Origin of the sequence: Streptomyces sp. NPDC015345, assembly GCF_043078805.1 — a bacterium.
In the GTDB taxonomy this organism is placed as follows: Bacteria; Actinomycetota; Actinomycetes; order Streptomycetales; family Streptomycetaceae; genus Streptomyces.
Window position 1 is genome coordinate 33,224 of the sequence record NZ_JBIBTX010000007.1, and the last position, 21,986, is coordinate 55,209.

Consider the following 21,986-nt stretch of genomic DNA (forward strand, 5'->3'; position numbering starts at 1 on the left):
CGGGAATCCCTTGCGTGGACCACCCCCCTCTCTTTATAGTCATCGAGACCATAAAGAGAGGGGGTGGTCGTGCATGCAGGGATACGACAAGCACGCCTACGAACCGTTCGCCGTCACCGTCGACCTCGCGGTGTTCACCATCCGCGAGGGCACGCTGCACGTGCTGCTCGTCGAGCGCGGCCAGGAGCCGTACGCGGGGCGCTGGGCGCTGCCCGGCGGGTTCGTGCTGCCCGACGAGTCCGCCGAGAGCGCGGCGCGGCGCGAGCTCGCCGAGGAGACCGGCCTCGCGGACGTCACCGGACTCCACCTGGAGCAGGTGCGCACCTACAGCGAACCGGACCGCGACCCGCGCATGCGGGTCGTCTCCGTCGCGTACGCGGCGCTCGTCGCCGACCCGCCGGAGCCACGCGGGGGAGGCGACGCGGCCCGCGCGGCCTGGCTGCCGTACCGCCCGGCGGCCGACCGCCCGCTCGCCTTCGACCACGACCGGATCCTCGCCGACGCCCACGACCGGATCGGCGCCAAGCTGGAGTACACCGGGCTCGCCACGGCCTTCTGCGCCCCCGAATTCACCCTCGGCGAGCTGCGGCAGGTCTACGAGGCGGTGTGGGGCGCGGAGCTGGACCCCGCCAACTTCCGGCGCAAGGTCGTCGGCACCCCCGGGCTCGTCGAGGCCGTCCCCGGAGCCGCGCGGCTGACCGGCGGCCGGGGAAAGCCCGCGGCGCTCTTCCGCGCGGGCACCGCCACCACCCTCCACCCGCCGCTGCCGCGCCCCACCACGGAGGGACGGACCTCATGAAGCGCGCCGCCACCGGAGCCCTGCTGGGCCTCGCCCTCGGGGACGCGCTGGGTTTCCCCACCGAGTTCAACGACGTGCCGTCGATCCTCGCCAAGTGCGGGCCCTGGCGGGGCATGGAGCTGCCGAAGTCCGCGTACATCACGGACGACACGCAGATGACCCTCGCGCTCGCCCGCGCCCTCAAGGCGGCCGCCGAGCGCGGCCTGTGCGGCCCCGAGCGGTTCGCGCACCTCGCGCGGCGGGAGTTCGTCGCGTGGAACGAGTCGCCGGACAACAACCGCGCCCCGGGCACCACCTGCATCCGGGCCTGCGAGCTGCTCGCCGACGAGAGGAGGGCCTGGCGGGACGCCAGCCAGCTGCACTCCAAGGGGTGCGGTGCCAACATGCGGGTCGCGCCGCTCGGGCTGCTGCCCGGCGCCGACGACGACGTGCGGGCCGGCGCCGCCCAGCTGCAGTCCGCGCTCACCCACGGCCACCCCACCGCGCTCGCCGCGAGCGACCTGACGGCGTACGCGGTGCGGCTGCTGGCCCGGGGCGTGGAGCCGATGGGCCTGGTCGGCCTCCTGCGCTCGTACGCCCTGGAGAACCGCACCCGCTACCGGGAGGCATGGCTCGGCGACCTGTGGACGCGCGCCCAGGCGTCCTCGCCGGAGCGGTTCATCGCCCACGGCTGGGACGAGTGCCTGGCCGTCCTGGAGCGGCTGGAGGGAGCGCTGCGGCATGCCAACCCCGAGACCGACCCCTGCCTGGCCACGGGTGAGGGCTGGATCGCCGAAGAGGCGCTCGCCACCGGGCTGCTCTGCTTCCTGATGTTCGTCGACGAGCCGGTCACCGCGCTCCGCAGGGCGGCCTGCACATCCGGCGACTCGGACTCGATCGCCTGCCTGGCGGGGGCCTTCGCCGGTGCCCACCTCGGCGCCGACGCCTGGCCCGCCGAGTGGGTCGAGCGGGTCGAGCACCGGGACGAGCTGCTGGCGTTCGGGGCGCTCTGGGACACCTGAGCCCGGCGGCCCTGGTCCGGCTCGGCCGGCAGCGGGCTGTCCCGGACCGCCTCCCGAACCTCGGCAGCGAGGCGGTCCATCCAGCAGCCGCCCTCGGTGAGCCCAAGTGGCGACCGGGGGCGAACGAGGCGACATTGTTCCCGAGGCCCCGAACCGGGCCGCCGAGGAGGCCGGAGAGCCGCTCCCGGGCAGGCCGCGAACGACATCGCCCGGACCGCGGACCCCGCTCCGCCCCGGCGAGGTGCGCGGCGCCCGTCTCGGCAGACGGGCGCCGCGCGCTCCCGCCCCGGGCGCTGACTACGCTTGCCGTACAGCAGTCAGACGTACGCGAGCGAGGAGCAGCACTGTGGCGGTACGAGCGGTCCGGGGCGCCGTCCAACTGGAGCGGGACGAGGCCGGGCACATGGGCGAGCAGGTCAGGGCACTGCTCACCGCCATCCTGGAGCGGAACGGACTGACGGACGACGACCTGATCAGCATCTGGTTCACGGCCACGCCCGACCTGCACGCCGACTTCCCCGCGGCGGCCGCACGCGGCATCGGCCTCGCCGACGTACCGCTGATCTGCGCCCAGGAGCTGGACATCGAGGGCGCCATGCCCCGCGTCGTCCGTGTCCTCGCCCACATAGAGACCGACCGCCCCCGCTCCGAGATCGCGCACGTCTACCTCGGCGCCGCCGCCGCACTCCGCAAGGACATCGCCCAGTGAGAACCGCCCTCGTCATCGGCACCGGCCTGATCGGCACCTCCGCCGCCCTGGCCCTCGCCTCCCGCGGCGTCACCGTCCACCTCGCCGACCACGACCCCGCGCAGGCCCGCACCGCCGCCGCGCTCGGCGCGGGTACCGACGAATCCCCTGAGGGACTTGTCGACCTCTGCGTCGTCGCCGTACCGCCCGCGCACGTCGCCGCCACCCTGGCCGACGTGATGCGGCGCGGGGCCGCCCGCGCCTACCTCGACGTGGCGAGCGTCAAGGGTGGCCCACGCCGCGAGCTGCTGGCGCTCGGCCTCGACCTCACCCCGTACATCGGCACGCACCCCATGTCCGGCCGTGAGCGCAGCGGCCCGCTCGCCGCCACCGCCGACCTCTTCGAGGGGCGGCCCTGGGTGCTCACCCCGACCCGCGACACCGACACCGAGGTGCTCAACCTCGCGCTGGAGCTGGTCGCGCTCTGCCGGGCCGTGCCCGTCGTCATGGACGCCGACGCCCACGACCGCGCGGTCGCCCTGGTCTCCCACATGCCGCACCTGGTCTCCAGCATGGTCGCGGCCCGCCTGGAGCACGCCGAGGAGACGGCGGTGCGCCTGTGCGGCCAGGGCATCCGCGACGTCACGCGCATCGCCGCCTCCGACCCCCGGATGTGGATCGACATCCTGTCCGCCAACCCCGGCCCGGTCGCCGACCTCCTGGCGCAGGTCGCGGACGACCTGGACGAGACCGTGACGGCGCTGCGCGCGCTCCAGTCCGCCGACGAGGACAAGCGCGGCCAGGGCGCCGCGGCCGTCGAGAGCATGCTGCGGCGCGGCAACGCGGGCCAGACCCGGGTGCCCGGCAAGCACGGCTCGGCCCCGGCGGCGTACGAGATCGTCGCGGTGCTCATCAACGACCAGCCCGGCCAGCTCGCCCGCATCTTCGGCGACGCGGACCGCGCGGGCGTCAACATCGAGGACGTACGCATCGAACACGCCACCGGCCAGCAGGCGGGTCTGGTGCAGCTCATGGTCGAGCCGAAGGCCGCGCCCGTGCTCAGCGCGGCGCTGCGGGAGCGGGGCTGGTCGATCCGGCAGTAGGCGGCCCGCGGGGGCCCGTGGAAGGGGCTGTCGGGGCCGGGTGCGCGAGCCAGTAACCTTGTGCGGGGCGTGTTCGCGCCCCGCCACCCCGCCCGCGTACCGCGAAAGGTGCCCGCCCCCCGTGGAAACCGCAGCAACCGCCGCCCCGGCAGCAGTGATCGTCGCCATCGACGGGCCCTCCGGCACGGGCAAGTCGAGCACCTCCAAGGCCGTCGCCGCCCAGCTCGGCCTCAGCTACCTGGACACCGGCGCCCAGTACCGCGCGATCACCTGGTGGATGGTGCACAACGGCATCGACCTCACCGACCCCAGCGCGATCGCCGCCGTCGCGGGCAAGCCCGAGATCGTCTCCGGCATAGACCCGGGCGCCCCGACCATCACGGTCGACGGCACGGACGTCGCGGGCCCGATCCGCACCACCGAGGTCACCTCCAAGGTCAGCGCGGTCAGCGCCGTCCCCGAGGTGCGCGCCCGCATCACCGAGCTCCAGCGCGCCATCGCCCGCTCGGCGGAGAAGGGCATCGTCGTCGAGGGCCGCGACATCGGGACGACCGTGCTGCCCGACGCCGACCTGAAGATCTTCCTCACCGCCTCGCCCGAGGCGCGCGCCGCCCGCCGCTCCGGCGAGCTGAAGGGCGCCGACGTCAAGGCGACCCAGGAAGCCCTGATCAAGCGGGACGCGGCCGACTCCAGCCGCAAGACGTCCCCGCTGGCCAAGGCCGACGACGCCGTCGAGGTCGACACCACCGAGCTCACCCTCCAGCAGGTCATCGAGTGCGTCGTCACCCTCGTCGGGGAGAAGCGGGCCGCGAAGTGACCGAAGGAGCTTCAGGGCGCGGCGCCCCCGGACAGGCGGCCTCGGAGCGGGGCGCGGAGGTCGGCCGCCGCATCGGCGTCGGCCTCATGTACGGCCTGTTCAAGCCCCGCGTGCTGGGCTCCTGGCGGGTCCCCGCCCGCGGCCCCGTGATCCTGGCCGTCAACCACGCGCACAATGTGGACGGCCCGATGGTCATGGGCGTCGCGCCCAGGCCGACGCACTTCCTGATCAAGAAGGAAGCGTTCATCGGCCCGCTCGGCCCCTTCCTGGAGGCCATCGGCCAGGTGAAGGTGGACCGCTCGATCGCCGACCGGACGGCCATCACCCGCGCCCTCGGCGTCCTGGAGCAGGGCGGCTGCCTCGGCATCTTCCCGGAGGGCACCCGGGGCGAGGGCGACTTCGCCTCGCTGCGCGCCGGGCTCGCGTACTTCGCCGTCCGGTCCGGCGCCCCGATCGTCCCGGTCGCGGTACTGGGAAGCACCGACAAGCGCGGACGGCTGATAAAGCAGCTGCCCCCGCTGCGCAGCCGGGTCGACGTCGTCTTCGGCGACCCGTTCGAGGCGGGCGACGGCAGCGGCCGCCGCACGCGCAAGGCGCTGGACGAGGCGACCGTGCGCATCCAGGAGCGGCTCTCCGCCCACCTGGAAAACGCCAGGCGCCTGACCGGGCGCTGAGCGAGACTTATCAAGTAGTGCCCCGGTCCGACGTACGGGCCGCTGCACCGATCACCACGATGAACGACGAGGTACGGACTTCATGAGCGACCAGATCCAGCCCGAGGGCGACGGCTTCGCCGAGCACGACCACGGGGCGCTCGGCGACGCCGAGTACGCGCAGTTCATGGAGCTCGCCGCCGAGGAGGGCTTCGACGTCGAGGACGTCGAGGGCGCCATCGAGGAGGCGGGCCACGGCCCGCTGCCCGTCCTCGCCGTCATCGGCCGCCCCAACGTCGGCAAGTCGACTTTGGTGAATCGCATCATCGGCCGCCGCGAGGCCGTCGTGGAGGACCGCCCCGGCGTGACCCGCGACCGCGTCACCTACGAGGCCGAGTGGTCGGGCCGCCGCTTCAAGCTCGTCGACACCGGCGGCTGGGAGCAGGACGTGCTCGGCATCGACGCGTCCGTCGCCGCCCAGGCGGAGTACGCCATCGAGGCCGCGGACGCCGTGGTCTTCGTCGTCGACGCCACGGTCGGCGCCACCGACACCGACGAGGCCGTCGTGCGCCTGCTGCGCAAGGCCGGCAAGCCCGTCGTCCTGTGCGCCAACAAGGTCGACGGCCCCTCCGGCGAGGCCGACGCCACCGCCCTGTGGGCGCTCGGCCTCGGCGAGCCGCACCCCGTCTCCGCGCTGCACGGCCGCGGCACCGGCGACATGCTGGACGCCGTCCTTGAGGCGCTGCCCGAGGCGCCCGAGCAGACCTTCGGCACGGCCATCGGCGGCCCCCGCCGCATCGCGCTCATCGGCCGTCCGAACGTCGGCAAGTCCTCCCTCCTGAACAAGGTGGCGAACGAGGACCGCGTGGTCGTCAACGAGATGGCGGGCACCACCCGTGACCCGGTCGACGAGCTCATCGAGCTGGGCGGCGTCGTCTGGAAGTTCGTCGACACGGCGGGCATCCGCAAGCGCGTCCACCTCCAGCAGGGTGCCGACTACTACGCCTCGCTGCGCACCGCCGCCGCCGTGGAGAAGGCGGAGGTCGCGGTGATCCTCATCGACGCCTCCGAGAGCATCTCGGTCCAGGACCAGCGCATCGTGACCATGGCCGTCGAGGCGGGCCGCGCGATCGTGGTGGCGTACAACAAGTGGGACACCCTCGACGAGGAGCGCCGCTACTACCTGGAGCGGGAGATCGAGACGGAGCTCGCGCAGGTCGCCTGGGCGCCCCGCGTCAACGTCTCCGCGGCCACCGGCCGGCACATGGAGAAGCTCGTCCCGGCGATCGAGACGGCCCTCGCGGGCTGGGAGACGCGCGTGCCGACCGGACGGCTGAACGCGTTCCTGGGCGAGATCGTCGCCTCCCACCCGCACCCGGTGCGCGGCGGCAAGCAGCCCCGCATCCTCTTCGGCACCCAGGCGGGCACGAAGCCGCCGCGCTTCGTCTTCTTCGCGTCGGGCTTCATCGAGGCGGGCTACCGCCGCTTCCTGGAGCGCCGCCTGCGCGAGGAGTTCGGCTTCGAGGGCACGCCGATCCACATCTCGGTGCGGGTGCGCGAGAAGCGCGGCCGCAAGAAGTAGCCGCCAAGTGGGTGTACGCCGCCAAATGGGTGTACGTACGTGAATGCCCGGCCCCCGATTCCAGGGGGCCGGGCATTTCGCTGTGTCCGGGGCTCTCAGAGCTCGCGGCGGGGGGCCGGTGGCAGGGCCGCGGGGGCGTGGTGGTGGCCCGTGGCGTGCGGGTCGTGCTGGCCGTAGCGGCCCAGCTGGAACTGCCCGAAGTACTGCGTGCCGTACGGCCCCGTGCCGAAGGCGGTGAACCCCAGATGCTCCTCGCCGCTGCGGTCGCCCGGCAGGGCCCGGAAGGCCCGGCGGTACTCCGAGTACAGCGTGTCGTAGATCGGTGTGGCCGAGCGCTCGCCCGTGGCGTCCTGCGCGGTGCGCATGGACGGGATCGGGTTCTGATACGCCGGTCGGGAGCGGGAGGGGTCGTATGTGTGCACGTCTGTGCCAACGAAACCGCCGCCCGACGGATGCGGGGGCGGCGTCGCTTTCCGGCTCGGGCAGGAGCGTGACCGGCGCGTTCGCGGCTCGGGAGGCTTGCGCGGGCACCCGGTCGGGTCCGTGTCCGGGCCGGGCGGGTGTCCGCCGCCCGGCCCGGTCAGGTTCCGGCGAGCGGCATCATGGACGCGACGAGCTGTCCGCGGGCCGCGGTCCTGTCCAGGGCGTCCCGCAGCAGGTCCTCGCGCGGCTGGCGGCCGATGGAGCCGGCCGGGGCGGCGAAGAGCAGCACGCTCTGCGTCTTGTTCGCCGCGGCCCGCCACGCCTCGGTGACCTGGAGCGGCTGGTGCGCCTGCCACCAGGCGACGGGGGAACCGCCGGCCGTGCCGGGTTGCAGGACGGCGTGCAGCCGCCCCATGGCGAGCAGTACCGACCAGCCGTGGAGCACGGGCGGGAGGCCGTTGAGGGAGACCACCGGCATGAAGCCCTGCTCGATCAGGAGCGGCAGGAATTCGTCGCCGCTGTCGGTCGCGGTGCCCGGGCGGGCGATGGGCCCGGTGGGCTCCACGACGAGCGCGGGGCGCAGCTCGCCCTCGATGAGGACCAGGCCGCTGGTCACGCCGAGCACGGCCTGGCTGGGGGCGGTGTCGCCGGGTCCCTGGGCGTCCTCGCCGGTGATGGACCGCACGGCTCCCTGGAGCTGCTCCTCGGAGACCGTGACGATCTGGGAGGGCAGGCAGGTGGCGTGGGCGAAGGCGAGCACGGCGGTCTCGTCGCCGATGAACAGGACCGTGCTGGTGCGTTCCTGTTCGGAGTCGCCCGGAGTGCGGCAGGACGTGCAGTCGTAACTGCCCGGGGTGTTCTCTCCGGCGAGCAGCCGGTCGGCTTCTTCGTCGCCGATCTCGGCGCGTACGTCGTCGCTGACGTCGAGCATGCGCGGCACGGGTGGCTCCTCGGGATCGTCACAGGGGGTGCTTGGGGCGGGTGTGCCGAGCCGGGGGGTGCCCGGCTCATGAGAAGACAACGGCGGATCAGTGGCGCAAGTCACGGATGGCGGTGAACGGAATCGAACCATCCACGGCAGAACGTGAGCCGACCGCCGGAATGCGTCACTGCGCATCAACGGGTGTGCCGCACAAGGGAGTTGGACCGGTGGGGTGGGTCATGGATTCAGGGGGTCGCTGGTCGATAAATGCGGATAACAGCGAATGAAGCGGGTGGCCGGATCCCGCCGTTACCGGAGGTAACGCAGAATTGGTCTGGACCACCGATGGGCCTGCCTGGCCCGAGCCTCCGTCCGGGTGGGGTCGCGGCCGCGGCGGCGCGGCATGCCCCGGGGCCGCGCCGTCGCTGCCTAGCGTGACCCGATGCACCTGACGCATTATCTGACGAATCCGACGCCGGCCGCGCGTCTCACGTCCATGAGCGTGGTCGTGGGCGTGGCCCTGGCCGCGGTGGCGCTGCCACCGGCCACCGCCGCCGCGGCTCCGCCGTCGCTGCCTGCGGCCCCGCCCGCGGAGTTCGACTGTTCCACCGCCAAGGGGCCCTGGGACTGCCTCGCCCAGTGCGAGAGCGGCGGCGACTGGCAGACCAACACGGGCAACGGCTACTACGGAGGGCTCCAGTTCTGGCAGCCCACCTGGGAGGCGTACGGCGGGCTCAAGTACGCGCCGCGCGCCGATCTCGCCACCAGGAAGGAACAGATCAAGGTCGCCGAGAAGGTGCTGCGTACGCAGGGCTGGAAGGCCTGGCCCTCCTGCTCCAAGAAGGTCCGTATCGACAGGTTCGACCGGCGTGAACAGGGCGAGCGGGGCGACCGGGGTGATCGGGGCGCCCGGGGCGCGCGGGGGCGGGGCGGACAGGGTGCGCACGTCGTCGCGCGCGGGGAGACGCTGAGCTCGATCGCCCAGCGGTACGGCGTCAAGGGGGGCTGGAAGGCCCTCCACCAGGCCAACGAGGGCGTCGTGGGGAGCAACCCGCACCTGCTCGGCACCGGCGCGCGGCTCGTCATTCCCGGGCGGCGCTGAACTCCGCCGCCTCACCGCTGCGGACCACCGCGCCCCGGCGCAGCTCATGCACCAGGACCGCCGTCCGTCTCGCGCGTCCGCGCCAGGCGGGCGGCAGCCGCTGCTCGGCCACGACCACGCAGGTGTCCGGGCCCGCCAGGCCGGCCAGCAGGGCGTGGCTCCGGGCCGCGACGGGCGGTGACATGCCCTGCGTCGGTTCGTCCACGAGGATCACCGAGGCCCGCGCGAGCAGGGCCCGGGAGAGGGCGAGCATGCGTTGCTCGCCGCCCGAGAGGGTGCCCGCGCGGCGGGCCAGCAGGGGGCGCAGCTCGGGATAGGCGGTCAGGGCGTGGCCGAAGCCGCCGTCGGCGCGGGAGAGCTCCAGGTTCTGCGCGACGGTGAGGGAGGAGAACACCGCCCGGCGGTCCGGTACGAAGCACAGGCCGCGGGCCGCCCGTTCGTGGGCCGGGCTGCGGGTGATGTCACGCCCGTCGTGGAGCACGGCTCCCGAGGAGAGGGGGAGCGTGCCGGCCAGGGCGCGCAGGGCCGTGGTGCGCCCGGAGCCGTTGCGGCCCAGGAGGATGGTGAGGGCGGCGGTGGGCGCGGCCAGCGAGATGCCGTGCAGGGCCTCCAGGGGGCCGTAGCGGACGTGGGCGTCGCGCAGTTCGATGCCCCTCATGCGGCGCCTCTCATTCGACGTGCCCTGCTTCGGGGGCCGCTTCCCGTGCTCTGGTGGTCGTTTCCAGTACGTGGTGCGGTGGGCCGGAGGCGACGATGCGGCCCGCCGCCATCACGTGCACGGTGTCGGCTAGGTCCGCCACCAGGTCGAGGTCGTGCTCGACGACGAGGAGCGCCATGCCGTCGGCCGCCAGGGCGCGCAGGAGGGTGGCCAGGGCGGCCGCCTCGGCGTCGTCCAGGCCGGCGGCAGGCTCGTCCAGGAGCAGGGTGTGGGGCGTGCCGGCGAGGGCTCTGGCGAGTTCGGTGCGGCGCAGCGTGCCGGTGGGGAGGCCGGTCGCGGGGCGGGTGCGGAGGTGCGTGAGGTCCAGGAGGCGGAGCGCGAGGGGAGTGGCCCGGGGCACGGACCCGGGGTTCTGTTCCGCGCCCACCCGGACGTTCTCCGCGATCGTCAGGGACGGGAAGAGCGCCGGTTGCTGGAAGGTGCGGGCCATGCCGAGGCGCGTACGGGCGTGGGCGGGGAGCCTCGTGATGTCGCGCGCGCCGAGTGTGACGCGGCCCGTGTCGGGGCGCAGGGTGCCGGCCAGGCAGTGGAAGAGGGTGCTCTTGCCCGCGCCGTTGGGGCCCACGATCGCGGTGACCCGGCCGCGGGGAACGGTGAGGGTCACGTCGCGCAGGGCGGTGAACCCGTCGTAGGCGAGGGTGAGGTGGTGGGCCGTCAGCGGCGGTGGCCCCCCGGGGCCGCCGAGGCTGCTGGGGGTGGCGGGACGGGGGCGGCGCGGGGGCGTGGCCGGCGGGCGGGGCGCCGGGCGTGGGTGCCCGACGGTCTCCCGGGGCGGGGCCTGCGGGGCGCGGCGGAGGGCGTCGCGGGCGGCCGTGCCGAGGGCGGTGAGGCGGACCGGGCGGTGGAGGCGGCGCGTGGCGGTGCGCAGCGCCTCGTAGGGCCCGCCGGGGAAGCGGCCGATCAGCACCGCGAGGACGCCGACCACCGCCGCGGCGACGCCGCCCCGGGCCCCCGCGTCCAGGCCGACCAGCAGGGCCGCGGCCGCCAGTGCCCCAAGGACGCTGTCCGACCCGAGGACCACCACCGCCGCGAACCAGAGGAGCCCGCGCACGGGGTCGTACGCCCCCGAGTCGAACGCCCGCTGGCCCATCGCGAGCATCCCACCGCCCAGCGCGGCCAGCGCCGCCCCGGTGACGAACGCCCCGAGCTTGAGGGCCCGCACGGGCACCCCCGCGGCCGCGGCTCCCGCCTCGTGGTCCCGCATCGCCGCGAGGGCACGCCCCGTACGGCCTCGTCGCAGCGCGGTGACGACGAGCAACGCCCCGGCCAGGAGCGCGAGTTCGAGGACGTAGTAGGCGCGGTCGCCCGCGAGGCCCGCGGGGCGGTCCACGGTCAGCCCCGAGGTCGCGTACGGCTGGGTGAACACGAAGCGGCTGGCGCCCACGCCGACCGCGAACGTCGCGAGGGCCAGCGCCAGGCCGCGGCGGCTGATCGCGGGCCAGCCGGTGAGCAGGCCCAGCGGCGCGACGAGCAGGACCGCCACGGCCAGGGCCGGCAGGTGCGGGAGTGCGGGCAGGCCGGGGAAGCGGCCCGCCGCGAGGAGGGCGGTGAACAGGGCGCCGAGGCCCGCGTACGCCGCCTGGCCGAGGGAGATCTGGCCGCCGCGGCCCGTGACGATCACCAGGGACAGGAGGATGACCGCGAGCGCCGGGACCTGGACGGCGGTCGTCAGGTCCGTGCCCGCGAAGCCGAGGGGGATGAGGAAGAGGACCGCGGCCACTATCCAGGCGCCCGGCGGGGTCGGCACCCGGGCCGTCGCCGTGCGCGGGAGCGCGTCCTTGGACCCGATGCCGGGCAGGACGAGGGCGGCGAACAGGAGCGCGATCACGAAGAGGTTCGCCCCCGCGGTCTGCACGAGCTGTTCCGCCGGGCCCTGCGGGTGCAGGCGCGTCAACTGGCTCTGCGCCACCCCGAGCCCGAGGGCCACGGTGACCGCGACGGGCAGGCTGCGCATCCCGGCCGCCACCGCCACCGCGACCACCTCCATCACCAGCAGTGGCATGCCGTACGGGTCCAGGCGTACGAAGGGGGCGAGGAGGACGCCGGTGAGGCCCGCCGTGAAGGAGCCGAAGGCCCAGCCCGCCGCGGCCACCCGGTCCGCGTCGACGCCATGGAGCACGGCGAGCCCGCGGTCGTCGACCACCGCGCGCAGCGCGCCGCCGAAGCGGGTCCATCGGGTGACGGCCCCGACGGCCGCCGCGAGGGCGAGGGCCGCCCCCAGCGGAACACATGCGGTGGCCGGGAGCAGGGCGGGGGCGTCGTCGCGCGCGCCCGGGCCCCACAGCAGGGCGGCGCCGCCGACGAGGAGGACGAAGACGCCGAGGGAGGCGACCAGCGTCTGGGCGGGATCGCCGCCGAGGACCGCCAGGGGGCGGAAGACCGCGCGGTCGAGGAGCAGGCCGATGCCGGGTGCGACGACGAGCAGGGTGAGCGCCGCGGCGAGCGGCAGCGGCCAGTGCCATTCCGCCGTCAGCTGGCGCAGGACGTAGGCGCAGACCATGGCGATCGCGCCGTGCGCGAAGTTGAGGACACCGGTGGCGCGGTACGTGACGATCAGGCCGATGCCGGTGAGGGCGGCGGCGCCGCCGACCGAGAGCCCGGCCAGCGTCAGGTCGTAGCTCAGGGACGCCACCGGGTCAGGGTCCCGGGGCCGGTTCGGGGGCGGCCGGCGGGGCGCCCGGCTCCGGGCGCTCCGGTTCGCAGACCGGGCAGGGGGCCAGGGCGCCCGCGGCGAGGATCGTGGCGTCCGCGGGGACCGCCTCCGGCTTGCCCGCGACCAGGGGGCAGTCCGCGCGGTGCCAGAGCGTGCCGCCGGGGACCATGAGGAGCGCGCCGCTGGTGGCCACGGGAGCCTTGGGCCGCTCGTCGTCCTCGGTGGTGCCGGTCGCCACCAGCAGGCCGTACAACTCCTCGACGCGCGCCGCCGCCAGGGCGCTCCTGCCGTGGGTGAGGAGCACCGCGCCCGCCACGATCAGCGCGGCGCCCGGCACCGTGCAGGAGGCGAGGTAGGGCAGCTGCCGCTCGGCGAAGCGTTCCCCCGAGACGCCGTACCAGCCGAGCACGCAGAGCACCGCGCCGCCGGCGAGCGCCGCGAAGGCCGCCCACAGCACGGGGTGCGCGGCGCGCGGCCGGGTCGGGCCGGGCGCACCGGCCGTCCGAACTGTCTGAGCCGCCCGCATCGAGGCCCCCTGGGACACGTCGTCGGTCACATCAGCAACGTCGGTGGGCTGTCCATGTCAGCCGATGGCTTGCACTATGCCTTCTGCGAGCTGACCCTGAAAGCACCGGGCCGTCACGGCCCGGACCGACACCCGGTGGTGAGCCAGATGGTTCTCGGGAGCAACCCCAGGCGGGGCGCGACGCTGGCGGTCGCCGCGGCCCTGCTGCTCGGCCCGGCCGCCGTGGCCTGCGGCGACGACAGCGGGGGCGGTGGCGGTGGCACTCCGCCCGAGCCGTCGGTGGCGAAGACGAGCGGGCCGTCCGACGACACCGAAGGCGCCACCGCGCCCGCCGACCCGGCGGCCGCGGAGAGGGAAGTGCGGGAGAACTGGGAGAAGTTCTTCGACCCCGAGGTTTCGCTGAAGGACAAGGAAGCCGTCCTGGAGAACGGGGCCAAGATGCGCGCCGTCCTGGAGGGCTTCAGCGGCGACGAGCGCGGCAAGCAGGTCGCCGCGGAGGTCGGCGAGGTCGAGTTCATCTCGGCCAAGGAGGCCGACGTCACGTACGCGCTGACCCTGAAGGGTGCCACCGCGCTGCCCGACGCCTCCGGCACGGCCGTCGACCAGGACGGCACCTGGAAGGTGTCGGTCAAGACGCTCTGCGCGCTGGTGAAGCTGAGCGGTAATGCGTCGCCCGGCCCGGGCTGTTGAGGCGCTGCTCGTCGCGGCCCTCCTCGTGGGCGGCGCGGCCTGCGGGTCCCGGCTGCCCGAGAGCGACTTCGAGCGGCGCGGCACGGCGCCCGGGCCCGCGCGGGGCGCGCCGGTCAGGGTCGGCGTCATCACCAGCGCGACCAGCCCGGTGGGCGGCGCCGCCTTCACCGGGCCGCGCGACGGGGCGAAGGCGTACTTCGACCGGCTGAACGAGCGCGGCGGCATCCAGGGCCGCGAGGTGGAGGTGCGCACCTGTGACGACGGCGGCAGCGGCGTCGGCAACAACGACTGCGTGCGTGAGCTCGTCGAGGAGCAGCAGGTCGTCGCGCTGGTGGCCACCGCCGCCCTGGACTACGCGGGCGCCTCCCGGGTCTCCCGCGCGCGGGTGCCCGACATCGGCGGACAGCCGATCGGCTCCGCGTACGACACGTATCCGCACCTGTACGGGATCTACGGCAGCCTCGCCCCGCGCAAGGGCGAGCCCGGCTGGGACGGCGAGCTGTACGGCGGCACCGAGGTCTACCGCTACTTCAAACGGGAGCACGGCGCGCGGACCGCCGCCGTCGTCTCCTACAACCAGGCCGCCTCCGCCGCGTACGCCCGCCTCGTCACGAGGGGCCTGAAGGCGGAGGGCTACAAAGTGGTCACCGAACAGGTCGACTTCGCGCTGCCCAACTTCCGCGCGGCCGCCGCTGATCTGAAGGAGCAGGGCGCCGACCTGGTCTTCGACGCGATGGACACGCACGGCAACGCCCGGCTGTGCGAGGCGATGGACGAGGTCGGGGCGGAGGTCACCGCCAAGGTCACCAACGTGCAGAACTGGACCTCGACCGTCGGCGAGGACTACGAGGACGCGCCGCGCTGCCGCAACGCCCTGTGGGCCACCGGATCGAGCAGGAACTACGAGGACACCAAGCATCCGGCCGTACGGGAGTTCCGCGCGGCCATGAAGGGGAAGACGCTCTCCCAGTGGCAACTGGAGGGGTGGGCCGCCGCCATGTGGTTCACCGACGCGGCGAAGGCCTGCCTGAGCGGAGAGAGTGAGGTCACGCGCGCGTGCGTGGACGGATACATGAACCGGAACGAGCCGTATTCGGCGCGCGGACTGCTCCTGCCCGTGACCTTCGAACAGCGGTCCGAGCCCCCGGCACACCGCAGGACGTGTCTGTCGGTGGCCCGTTGGCGGGACGGGAAAGGCTGGGTCACCCAAGGAGGAGAAATGGCCGAGAACTGCTTCGACGTTCCGCAGCTCCCCTACCAGCCTTGATGGGTGAGGGCGCGGAGAAGTTCCCGTACTTGGCTCTCGATCGCGTATCTGTTTCAAAACAGGATGGTGCTAGCACCCAACCCTTGGCCAAGAATTACCGTCTAACCCTCCGGTAGGCGGGCGAGGGGGACTGTCCGCATGGAAACGCGGGATACGGGGACGCATGCACATCTCTTTCCTGATACACAACGCGTACGGGATCGGAGGGACGATCCGGACGACGTACAACCTGGCGAACACGCTGGCCCAGCAGCATGACGTCGAGATCGTCTCCGTCTTCCGGCACCGCGACGAGCCGGTGTTCGCGCCCGACCAGCGCGTCCGCCTGAGCCACCTCGTGGACACGCGCAAGGACAGCCCGGGCTACGAGGGGGAGGACCCCGAGTATCTGCGGCCCGCCCGGACGTTCCCGAGCGCCGAGGGCCGCTACGACCAGTACAGCGCCCTCACCGACCGGCGCATCGCCGCGCACCTCGCGGCCCTCGACGCGGACGTCGTCGTCGGCACCAGGCCCGGGCTCAACGTGCACATCGCCCGCCAGACCGCGCGCGGCCCGCTGCGCGTCGGCCAGGAGCACCTCACGCTCGACAGCCACTCCAGGGAACTGCGCCGCCAGCTGCGCAGCGTCTACCCGCGCCTCGACGTCCTGACCACGACGACCGAGGCCGACGCGCGCGCCTACACCCGCAAGATGCGGCTGCCCGGCGTCCATGTACAGGCCCTGCCGAACCCCGTGCCCGCGCCCGGCATAGAGCCCGCCGACGGCACCCACAAGTGGGTCGTCGCGGCCGGGCGGCTCGCCCCCGTCAAGCGGTACGACCTGCTGATCAGGGCCTTCGACACGGTGCGGCGCGAGCGCCCCGACTGGCGGCTGCGGATCTACGGCAGCGGCAAGCAGAAGGAGAAGCTGCGCGCCCTGATCGACGAGCTGGGCCTGTACAACCACGTCTTCCTCATGGGCCCCGCCCATCCCATCGAGCCCGAGTGGGCCAAGGGTTCCATCGCCGCCGTCACCTCCAGCCTGGAGTCGTTCGGCATGACGATCGTCGAGGCGATGCGCTGCGGTCTGCCCGTCGTCGCCACCGACTGCCCGCACGGCCCCGGCGAGATCATCGACAACGGCGTCGACGGGCGCCTCGTCGAGGTCGGCAACCCCGACGCCATCGCGGGCGGACTGCTCGAACTGATCAACGACGACTCGCTCCGGCACCGGATGGCGGACGCGGCACTCCAGGACTCGGAGCGCTTCGACCCGGCCGCCATAGCCGAGCGCTACGACGCGATGTTCTCCGGGATGCTCACCCGCGGAAGCTCGCTCGGGGGCCGGCTGCGCGGCTCCCTGCACCGCACGCGCGGCGCGCTGCTCGGGGGCGCGTACGCGGTGCGGGACCTCCGACGCGTCCAGACGAAGGGATCGACCGCATGACGGCCTTGGCCACCTCGCACGCCGAGTCGCACGCCGAGGACGACCACGAGGCGTCCACGGCGCCACGCGCCGACTGCGTCGCCGACTCGGCCGGGGGCCTCACCTTCGACGTGACGGACCCCGGCGAGGCCGGGACGGAGGACGCCGCCCATCTGCTGCTGCGCCGCCGCGACGCCGACTCCGCCGAGGACTACGTCCGGCTGCCGCTCTCCCCGTCGGCCGACGGGCGGCTGCGGGCCGCGCTGCCCAGCACCGTCGAGCTCGCCGAGGGCCGCTGGAACGCGTACGCGCAGGTCGCGGGCGGTGAGCCGCGCCGCCTGAGACCGGGCATGAACGACCTGCGCTCACTGGTCGACCGCGCGCCCAGCGGCAGCCGCGGCCATGTCGCGGTACGCATCCCCTACGCGACGAAGCAGGGCAACCTCTCCGTGCGCAGCTGGCTGCGGGCGCCGCACGCCGAGGCCGGCGAGATCGAGCTGGCGGACGGGGCCATGACCGTCCACGGCCGGATCTACGGCACTTCGCTGACCGACGCCGCGTACGCCGAGGCCGTCCGGCGCGCCGAGCCCGGCCTCGTCCACCGGGCCGAAGTCACCGCCGAGGGGCCGCTGTTCGCCTTCGGGCTGCGCCACGGCCTGCTCGCGGAGAGCGGGCCCGGCCCCTGGGACCTGTGGCTGCTCCCGGCCGGCGAGAGCGGACCGCGCGTGCGCCTGGCCCGGCTCCTGGACGACGTGGCGGACAAGAAGGCGATCTTCACGTATCCGGTGGTGCGCTGCGAGACGGAGCACGGGGTGCTGGAGGCGGGCCCGTACTACACCATCGACAACGACCTGTCCGTCCGCGTGCGCGAGGCCAGGGACGAATAGCTCTCCGGGGGGAACGGCCGCCCCGTAAGGGGCGCGGGGAACTGCGCGATCAGCCACCCACCATCCGCAGACGCCAACCGCCTGCCAACAACGTTCATACGGCGACCGCGGGCCGCCCTCGGCCGCTCGCGCAGTTCCCCGCGCCCCCTGACGGGGGCTGTCCCCAGCCCCCGTCAATGAGGACCGTCGCTGTCCTGAAGGACGGGCACAATCGCGTCCATGTTGGAGACCTCGGCACGACTGCTCCGCCTGCTCTCCCTGTTGCAGGCCCACCGCGAATGGTCCGGCGCGGACCTCGCCGACCGCCTCGGCGTCACCTCGCGCACCGTCCGCCGTGACGTGGACCGGCTGCGCGAGCTCGGCTACCCCGTCAACGCCAGCCCTGGCACCGGCGGCGGCTACCAGCTCGGCGCGGGGGCCGAGCTGCCGCCGCTGCTCCTGGACGACGACGAGGCGGTCGCGGTCGCCGTCGGGCTGCGCACCGCCGCCGGGCACGGCATCGAGGGCATCGGCGAGACCTCGGTACGGGCGCTCACCAAGCTGGAACAGGTGCTGCCGGGCAGGCTGCGCCGCAGGGTGAGCGCCCTGCACGCCTTCACCGTGCCGATGCTGCGCGCCCCGAGTCAGCAGGGCCTGGACCCCGCGCTCCTGACCGAACTCGCGGGCGTCTGCCGGGACTCGGAGCGGCTGCGCTTCGACTACCGTGACCACGGGGGCAGTTCGAGCCGCCGCACCGTGGAGCCGCACCGCCTGGTGTGCACCGAGCGCCGCTGGTACCTCGTGGCGTGGGACCTGGAGCGCGAGGACTGGCGTACGTTCCGCGTGGACCGGCTCACGCCGAAGCCGCCGCACGGGCCGCGCTTCGCGCCGCGCACCCCGCCCGCCGACGACCTGGCCGCGTACGTCTCCCAGGGCGTCTCCACCCGCGCGTTCGCCGCGCAGGCCGTGATCCGCCTCCTCGTGCCCCTGGCGGAAGCCGCCGAGCGGATCTCCCCGGCCGACGGCACCCTGGAGGCCGAGACCGAGCGGAGCTGCCTGCTGCGCACGGGGGCGGCGAGCCTGGACGTGATGGTCTTCCACGTGATGTTCATGGGGCTGGAGTTCGAGGTCGTGGAGCCCGCCGAGCTCACCGACCGGATCGAGACGTTCAGGGACCTCCTGAGCCGGGCCCTGGACCGGGGTGCTCCGTCTGCGGATCCTCGGGGACCCGGTCGTCCGCGGCCGGCGCCGTGAACGCCGCGTCGCCGCGGGAAGGCGACGTCCGGCGAGCCGATCTGAAGCGGCATGATCTCGTTGGCGAAGCCCGCGAACGTCGGCGTCGCGAAGAGCAGCATGATCGTGCCGTGCATGGTGAAGGCCTGGTTGAACTGCTCGTTGCTCATCGGCTGGAGCCCCGGCCGGGCCAGCTCGGCCCGCATCATCAGCCGCCGACTCCGACAGGGGGCGTACGCCGCTTCCGGGCGGCCGGCGCGGGGGGCGCTGGGCCGGAACCATGAATTCCCTATGCGCCGTCACCACCGGTCCTCGGGGCTTGGTTTCCGAAATGCGGAGGGTTCGTAAAGAGGGCGCGCGATTATTCGGGGTGCGCTATTGACGGGGTCGTGGGGGCGGCTTCCCGGTGGTCCGAAGACTTCCGGGAATTACTCCGTCAGACGTACGGAACCGCCCATACGTGTGACGGAGTTCGACCGAAACGCACGTCGTGATCCTGTGACAAAAGCGTGACCGGAGAGGTATCCGTGACGCATGGTGTCCGGCCCCCCGGCCTTCCCCGGCGCCGCCGCGCCGCCTAACGTGGCGTCCATGGCACCTATTCCGACCCCTCCCGCAGAGCCCCGGGACAGCCCGGACCGTTACGTGGGCCTGGCGGCCGAAGCAGCCGAGCGGCAGGCGCGCGAGCACGGCTGGTCCACCGTCAGGTCGCTGCCGCCGGGGGCGATCATCACCATGGAGTACCTCGCGGGGCGGCTCAATTTCGAGATCCAGGAAGGCGTCGTGACACGCTCCTGGAAGGGCTGAGCGCCCGCCACGACGAAGGCCCCGGCTCCTCGACGGAACCGGGGCCTTCGCGATGCGGGGGAGGGCTGTGCGTACCGGCTCCCGCCGTCCGTGGAGGTCAGCCGCCCGCCACCGGACGGGCCGACGCGGTGCCGCGCGTCGCGCGGTCGGAGTGCGGCGGCCTGCGGCTGCCGGCCGGCGTCACCGGAGTGCGCTCCGAGCGGGCCGTGTGCGGGCCGGGCGCGAGGTAGGCCGGGGTCCGCGCCGAGCGGGCCGCGCCGACCGGCTCACGGGCAGGCATCGGCTCCTCCACGACGGGGCGCTGCGGCACCGTCGCGGGGGCACCGACAGGGGCTCCGGCGGGAGCCGCCACGGGCTCGGGCAGCAGCGCGGTCCCGGTGCGGCGGGCGCGCCAGCCCTCGCGGACGCCGAAGATCACGCCCTCGATCCGGGTGATCAGCGGCTCGAACCAGGGCAGCGCGAGAAGGATGAGCAGGCCCGCGGCCCAGCCCAGGAAGACGTCGCTCAGCCAGTGCGTACCGAGGTAGACGGTGGTGAGGCCGACGCTCAGCGAGACCACGGCCGAGACGGCCGAGAGGTAGCGGCGGGTGCGCGGGGTCGAGGCGAGATAGGCCAGGATTCCCCAGGTCACGACGGCGTTGGCGGTGTGGCCGCTGGGGAATATATCGCCGCCGAGCCACATCTCGTTGGAGCCGATCGTGGTCGCGTAGTGCGGACCGAGGCGGCCCATGCCGATCTTGGCGGCGCCGACCGTCACATTGAGCAGGAGCAGCGAGGCACCGAACATCAGCAGCGGGCGCAGGGTGTGCTGGCGCCAGGAGCGCCAGCCGAGCCAGGCCGCGACCATGACGGCCGTGGGGCCGCGCTGGCCGAGGACGACCCAGTAGTCGAGGAAGGCGTGGATCTCCGGCCACTGCTGGTAGGGCCGGAAGAACATGACCTGCCAGTCGAACCGCACCAGCCACGAGGTGGTGAGCACGGCGACGACGATGGCGAGGTAGAAGGCCAGGGTCGCGCTGAAGAGCACGACCCGGTGCCGGCTCATCCTCGGCACATCGAGGTGGGTCGGTCGTTCCGGCTCACGGTCGAGCCGGGCGAAGACCCGGTCAAGACGGGTGAGGTTTCGTTCGGTACGCACCCAATCGACGTTACAGCGGGTGAGTCTGGCACTAGGCCGAATCAGTGGCTTTGTGATGACGATGTGATGTGGGATTCATCTCAGGGCCGTGTTTATTCCGGTGGATTCCCTATTCGGCCTTCATCGCATTGCCCAATTCGTTGATCGTTTTCGATGTCGTTTTATGGGCCTTATGAATTCGTTCACCGGAGGCCGGTGTGGAATTTCCCTGCCGCTCACCGCGGAACCCGAAACGATCATGACGGGATCACGGCGGGCCCGAGCCGTGCAGCCAGAACGCCCCGTACACCGCGCCGGCCACGGCCACACCCCCGAGGACCAGCGCCGACCTGGACGTACGCAGCCGGGCCAGGGCCACCGCGAGGGGCAGCAGCAGCGGGAAGGCGGGCAGCAGAAGGCGCGGCTTCGAGCCGAAGTAGCCCGCCGCGCACAGCGCGAGCGCGACGACGATGCCGGTGTAGAGGAGCAGCGGCAGGGGCTGGCGCTGCCGCACGCCGACGACGTACAGCCAGACCACCAGCGCCACCCCGACGATGAGACCGAGCCCCGCGAGGGCGCCGGGGACGGAGGTGAACTTGTCGCCGATGAAGCGCGCGAAGGCGTAGCCGAAGTCGAAGCCGTTGCCCCAGCCCGCCTGGACGTCGAGATAGCCGAAGAGGCCACCGCCCGTGCGGTGGCCGACCCACAGCACGTACCCCGCGGCGCCGAGCGGCGCCAGGAGGACCCCGAGGAGCATGCGCCGGTCCGCCCGCCGCTCCCGGTACACCCGCACGGCGGCCGTCACCCAGATCGCGGCGACCACCGCGGCGCCCACCGGCCGGGTCAGCCCCGCCAGGGAGGCCAGCAGGCCCGCGAGGATCCAGCCCTCCCTGAGCAGGGCGTACAGCGACCAGGCGGCCAGCGCCGTGAACAGTGACTCGCTGTACGCCATCGACTGCACAATGCCGACCGGGAGCACCGCCCAGAGCGCGACGGCGCAGACCCCGGCCCGGCGCCCGTACAGATGGTCGGCGACCGCGAAGATCCCCGCGGCGGCGAAGAGCGACGCGAGCCAGCTCACCGCCAGCCCCGCGTCGGCGTACGACAAGGGGCTGACCGTCGCGCCGAGCCGCTCAAGCCAGGGCAGGAGCGGGAAGAACGCGAGGTTCGAGTGCACGCTGCCGTCGGGGAGCGTCACCTCCCAGCCGTAGCCGTGCTCGGCGACGCGGGTGTACCAGAGCGAGTCCCAGCGGGCGGCCAGCAGCGTGTGCGGGCTCTTGCCCGCCACCGCGCCCCACACCGCGAGCACCGCGAGACCCAGCGCGCGCACCCCGGCGTACACCGCGAGGGCGGGCGCCGCGCGGCGCAGCGTGAAGCCGGCCGACGGCGGCGAGAGGTGTTGATCAAGATCGGTCACGGGCTCGATTATCGGCCGTGGCGGGAACCGGATGCCCGCCAGGGGCGCCCGGGAGCACGGACCGGGCGTGCGGGGCGTGGCGCACGCCACACCACGTCCGTACAACCATGAGAGGTCCGCCACGCGCCCCAGGGATGAACTCGCGTACTCTGGCCGCTCACTCGCCTTTGTCCGCGCCGCCGGAGCAGCCAGTCCCC

At 73.6% G+C, this 21,986-nt stretch carries 21 protein-coding genes and 1 pseudogene; 14 read left to right on the plus strand and 8 right to left on the minus strand.

Going from position 1 to position 21,986, the window contains the following annotated elements:
- Window positions 1-73: 73 nt before the first annotated feature.
- The 7 genes from ACF062_RS27135 (at window position 74) to der (ending at window position 6,643) form a co-directional block, all read left to right on the plus strand.
- Window positions 74-799, plus strand: a complete 726-nt coding sequence (locus tag ACF062_RS27135) for an NUDIX domain-containing protein (protein ID WP_320591356.1) — start codon at window positions 74-76, stop codon at window positions 797-799.
- Window positions 796-1,800, plus strand: a complete 1,005-nt coding sequence (locus ACF062_RS27140) for an ADP-ribosylglycohydrolase family protein (RefSeq protein WP_392142090.1) — start codon at window positions 796-798, stop codon at window positions 1,798-1,800. Before ACF062_RS27135 ends, ACF062_RS27140 begins: the two co-directional genes overlap by 4 nt.
- A gap of 346 nt (window positions 1,801-2,146) precedes the next feature.
- Complete coding sequence (gene aroH / locus ACF062_RS27145) at window positions 2,147-2,509, plus strand: chorismate mutase (RefSeq protein ID WP_223773826.1); 363 nt, start codon at window positions 2,147-2,149, stop codon at window positions 2,507-2,509.
- Window positions 2,506-3,591, plus strand: a complete 1,086-nt coding sequence (locus ACF062_RS27150; RefSeq protein ID WP_392142092.1) for a prephenate dehydrogenase — start codon at window positions 2,506-2,508, stop codon at window positions 3,589-3,591. Before aroH ends, ACF062_RS27150 begins: the two co-directional genes overlap by 4 nt.
- A 121-nt stretch (window positions 3,592-3,712) precedes the next feature.
- Window positions 3,713-4,408: a (d)CMP kinase gene (gene cmk / locus ACF062_RS27155; protein ID WP_392142093.1), complete on the plus strand. Its 696-nt coding sequence runs from the start codon at window positions 3,713-3,715 to the stop codon at window positions 4,406-4,408.
- Window positions 4,366-5,082, plus strand: a complete 717-nt coding sequence (locus ACF062_RS27160) for a lysophospholipid acyltransferase family protein (protein ID WP_392142095.1) — start codon at window positions 4,366-4,368, stop codon at window positions 5,080-5,082. The genes cmk and ACF062_RS27160 overlap by 43 nt, the downstream gene beginning before the upstream one ends.
- A gap of 82 nt (window positions 5,083-5,164) precedes the next feature.
- On the plus strand, window positions 5,165-6,643 hold the full coding sequence (gene der / locus ACF062_RS27165; protein ID WP_223773822.1) for a ribosome biogenesis GTPase Der: 1,479 nt from the start codon (window positions 5,165-5,167) through the stop codon (window positions 6,641-6,643).
- Window positions 6,644-6,738: 95 nt separating this feature from the next.
- On the opposite strand, the gene ACF062_RS27170 is transcribed toward der, so the two are convergent.
- Together ACF062_RS27170 and ACF062_RS27175 are read right to left on the minus strand one after the other, a co-directional pair.
- Window positions 6,739-7,065, minus strand: coding sequence for a hypothetical protein (locus ACF062_RS27170; RefSeq protein ID WP_392142097.1), 327 nt, complete (start codon window positions 7,063-7,065; stop codon window positions 6,739-6,741).
- A 158-nt stretch (window positions 7,066-7,223) separates the two neighbouring features.
- A complete protein-coding gene (locus ACF062_RS27175) occupies window positions 7,224-8,006 on the minus strand; it encodes a hypothetical protein (RefSeq protein WP_392142099.1) in 783 nt (260 codons plus the stop codon).
- Window positions 8,007-8,430: 424 nt separating this feature from the next.
- Between ACF062_RS27175 and ACF062_RS27180 the strand changes: the two genes are divergently transcribed.
- The gene (locus ACF062_RS27180; RefSeq protein ID WP_392142101.1) at window positions 8,431-9,090 is read left to right on the plus strand and encodes a transglycosylase family protein; all 660 of its coding nucleotides are present in this window, start codon (window positions 8,431-8,433) and stop codon (window positions 9,088-9,090) included.
- On the opposite strand, the gene ACF062_RS27185 is transcribed toward ACF062_RS27180, so the two are convergent.
- From ACF062_RS27185 to ACF062_RS27195, 3 genes are read right to left on the minus strand one after another with little or no spacing between them, the layout of a single operon-like run.
- Window positions 9,071-9,748 carry an ABC transporter ATP-binding protein gene (locus ACF062_RS27185; RefSeq protein ID WP_392142103.1) on the minus strand — a complete coding sequence of 226 codons (678 nt, stop codon included), beginning with the start codon at window positions 9,746-9,748 and terminating at the stop codon, window positions 9,071-9,073. The two genes, ACF062_RS27180 and ACF062_RS27185, sit on opposite strands and share 20 nt — an antisense overlap.
- A gap of 10 nt (window positions 9,749-9,758) precedes the next feature.
- Window positions 9,759-12,440 (minus strand): ATP-binding cassette domain-containing protein, encoded by a 2,682-nt coding sequence (locus tag ACF062_RS27190; RefSeq protein ID WP_392142105.1) that lies wholly within the window; start codon window positions 12,438-12,440, stop codon window positions 9,759-9,761.
- A gap of 4 nt (window positions 12,441-12,444) precedes the next feature.
- Window positions 12,445-12,987, minus strand: coding sequence for a hypothetical protein (locus ACF062_RS27195; protein ID WP_392142678.1), 543 nt, complete (start codon window positions 12,985-12,987; stop codon window positions 12,445-12,447).
- Window positions 12,988-13,134: 147 nt separating this feature from the next.
- Between ACF062_RS27195 and ACF062_RS27200 the strand changes: the two genes are divergently transcribed.
- The 5 genes from ACF062_RS27200 (at window position 13,135) to ACF062_RS27220 (ending at window position 18,469) form a co-directional block, all read left to right on the plus strand.
- Window positions 13,135-13,677, plus strand: a complete 543-nt coding sequence (locus ACF062_RS27200) for a hypothetical protein (protein WP_392142107.1) — start codon at window positions 13,135-13,137, stop codon at window positions 13,675-13,677.
- Window positions 13,652-14,944: an ABC transporter substrate-binding protein gene (locus ACF062_RS27205; RefSeq protein WP_392142109.1), complete on the plus strand. Its 1,293-nt coding sequence runs from the start codon at window positions 13,652-13,654 to the stop codon at window positions 14,942-14,944. The genes ACF062_RS27200 and ACF062_RS27205 overlap by 26 nt, the downstream gene beginning before the upstream one ends.
- A 163-nt stretch (window positions 14,945-15,107) precedes the next feature.
- Window positions 15,108-16,370, plus strand: a complete 1,263-nt coding sequence (locus ACF062_RS27210) for a glycosyltransferase family 4 protein (RefSeq protein WP_392142111.1) — start codon at window positions 15,108-15,110, stop codon at window positions 16,368-16,370.
- On the plus strand, window positions 16,367-17,236 hold the full coding sequence (locus tag ACF062_RS27215; protein ID WP_392142113.1) for a hypothetical protein: 870 nt from the start codon (window positions 16,367-16,369) through the stop codon (window positions 17,234-17,236). Before ACF062_RS27210 ends, ACF062_RS27215 begins: the two co-directional genes overlap by 4 nt.
- A gap of 219 nt (window positions 17,237-17,455) precedes the next feature.
- On the plus strand, window positions 17,456-18,469 hold the full coding sequence (locus ACF062_RS27220) for a helix-turn-helix transcriptional regulator (RefSeq protein WP_392142114.1): 1,014 nt from the start codon (window positions 17,456-17,458) through the stop codon (window positions 18,467-18,469).
- An 11-nt stretch (window positions 18,470-18,480) separates the two neighbouring features.
- Here ACF062_RS27220 and ACF062_RS27225 read toward each other — a convergent pair.
- Window positions 18,481-18,660, minus strand: a pseudogene (locus ACF062_RS27225) (cbb3-type cytochrome c oxidase subunit I); the annotation flags it as partial.
- Window positions 18,661-19,039: 379 nt separating this feature from the next.
- Between ACF062_RS27225 and ACF062_RS27230 the strand changes: the two are divergent.
- Window positions 19,040-19,255 carry an I78 family peptidase inhibitor gene (locus ACF062_RS27230; RefSeq protein WP_392142116.1) on the plus strand — a complete coding sequence of 72 codons (216 nt, stop codon included), beginning with the start codon at window positions 19,040-19,042 and terminating at the stop codon, window positions 19,253-19,255.
- A 97-nt stretch (window positions 19,256-19,352) separates the two neighbouring features.
- Here the strand turns inward: ACF062_RS27230 and ACF062_RS27235 are convergent, their stop codons facing one another.
- A complete protein-coding gene (locus ACF062_RS27235) occupies window positions 19,353-20,393 on the minus strand; it encodes a phosphatase PAP2 family protein (RefSeq protein ID WP_392142118.1) in 1,041 nt (346 codons plus the stop codon).
- A 247-nt stretch (window positions 20,394-20,640) separates the two neighbouring features.
- On the minus strand, window positions 20,641-21,789 hold the full coding sequence (locus ACF062_RS27240; RefSeq protein ID WP_392142120.1) for a glycosyltransferase family 39 protein: 1,149 nt from the start codon (window positions 21,787-21,789) through the stop codon (window positions 20,641-20,643).
- Between the last annotated feature and the right edge of the window lie 197 nt (window positions 21,790-21,986).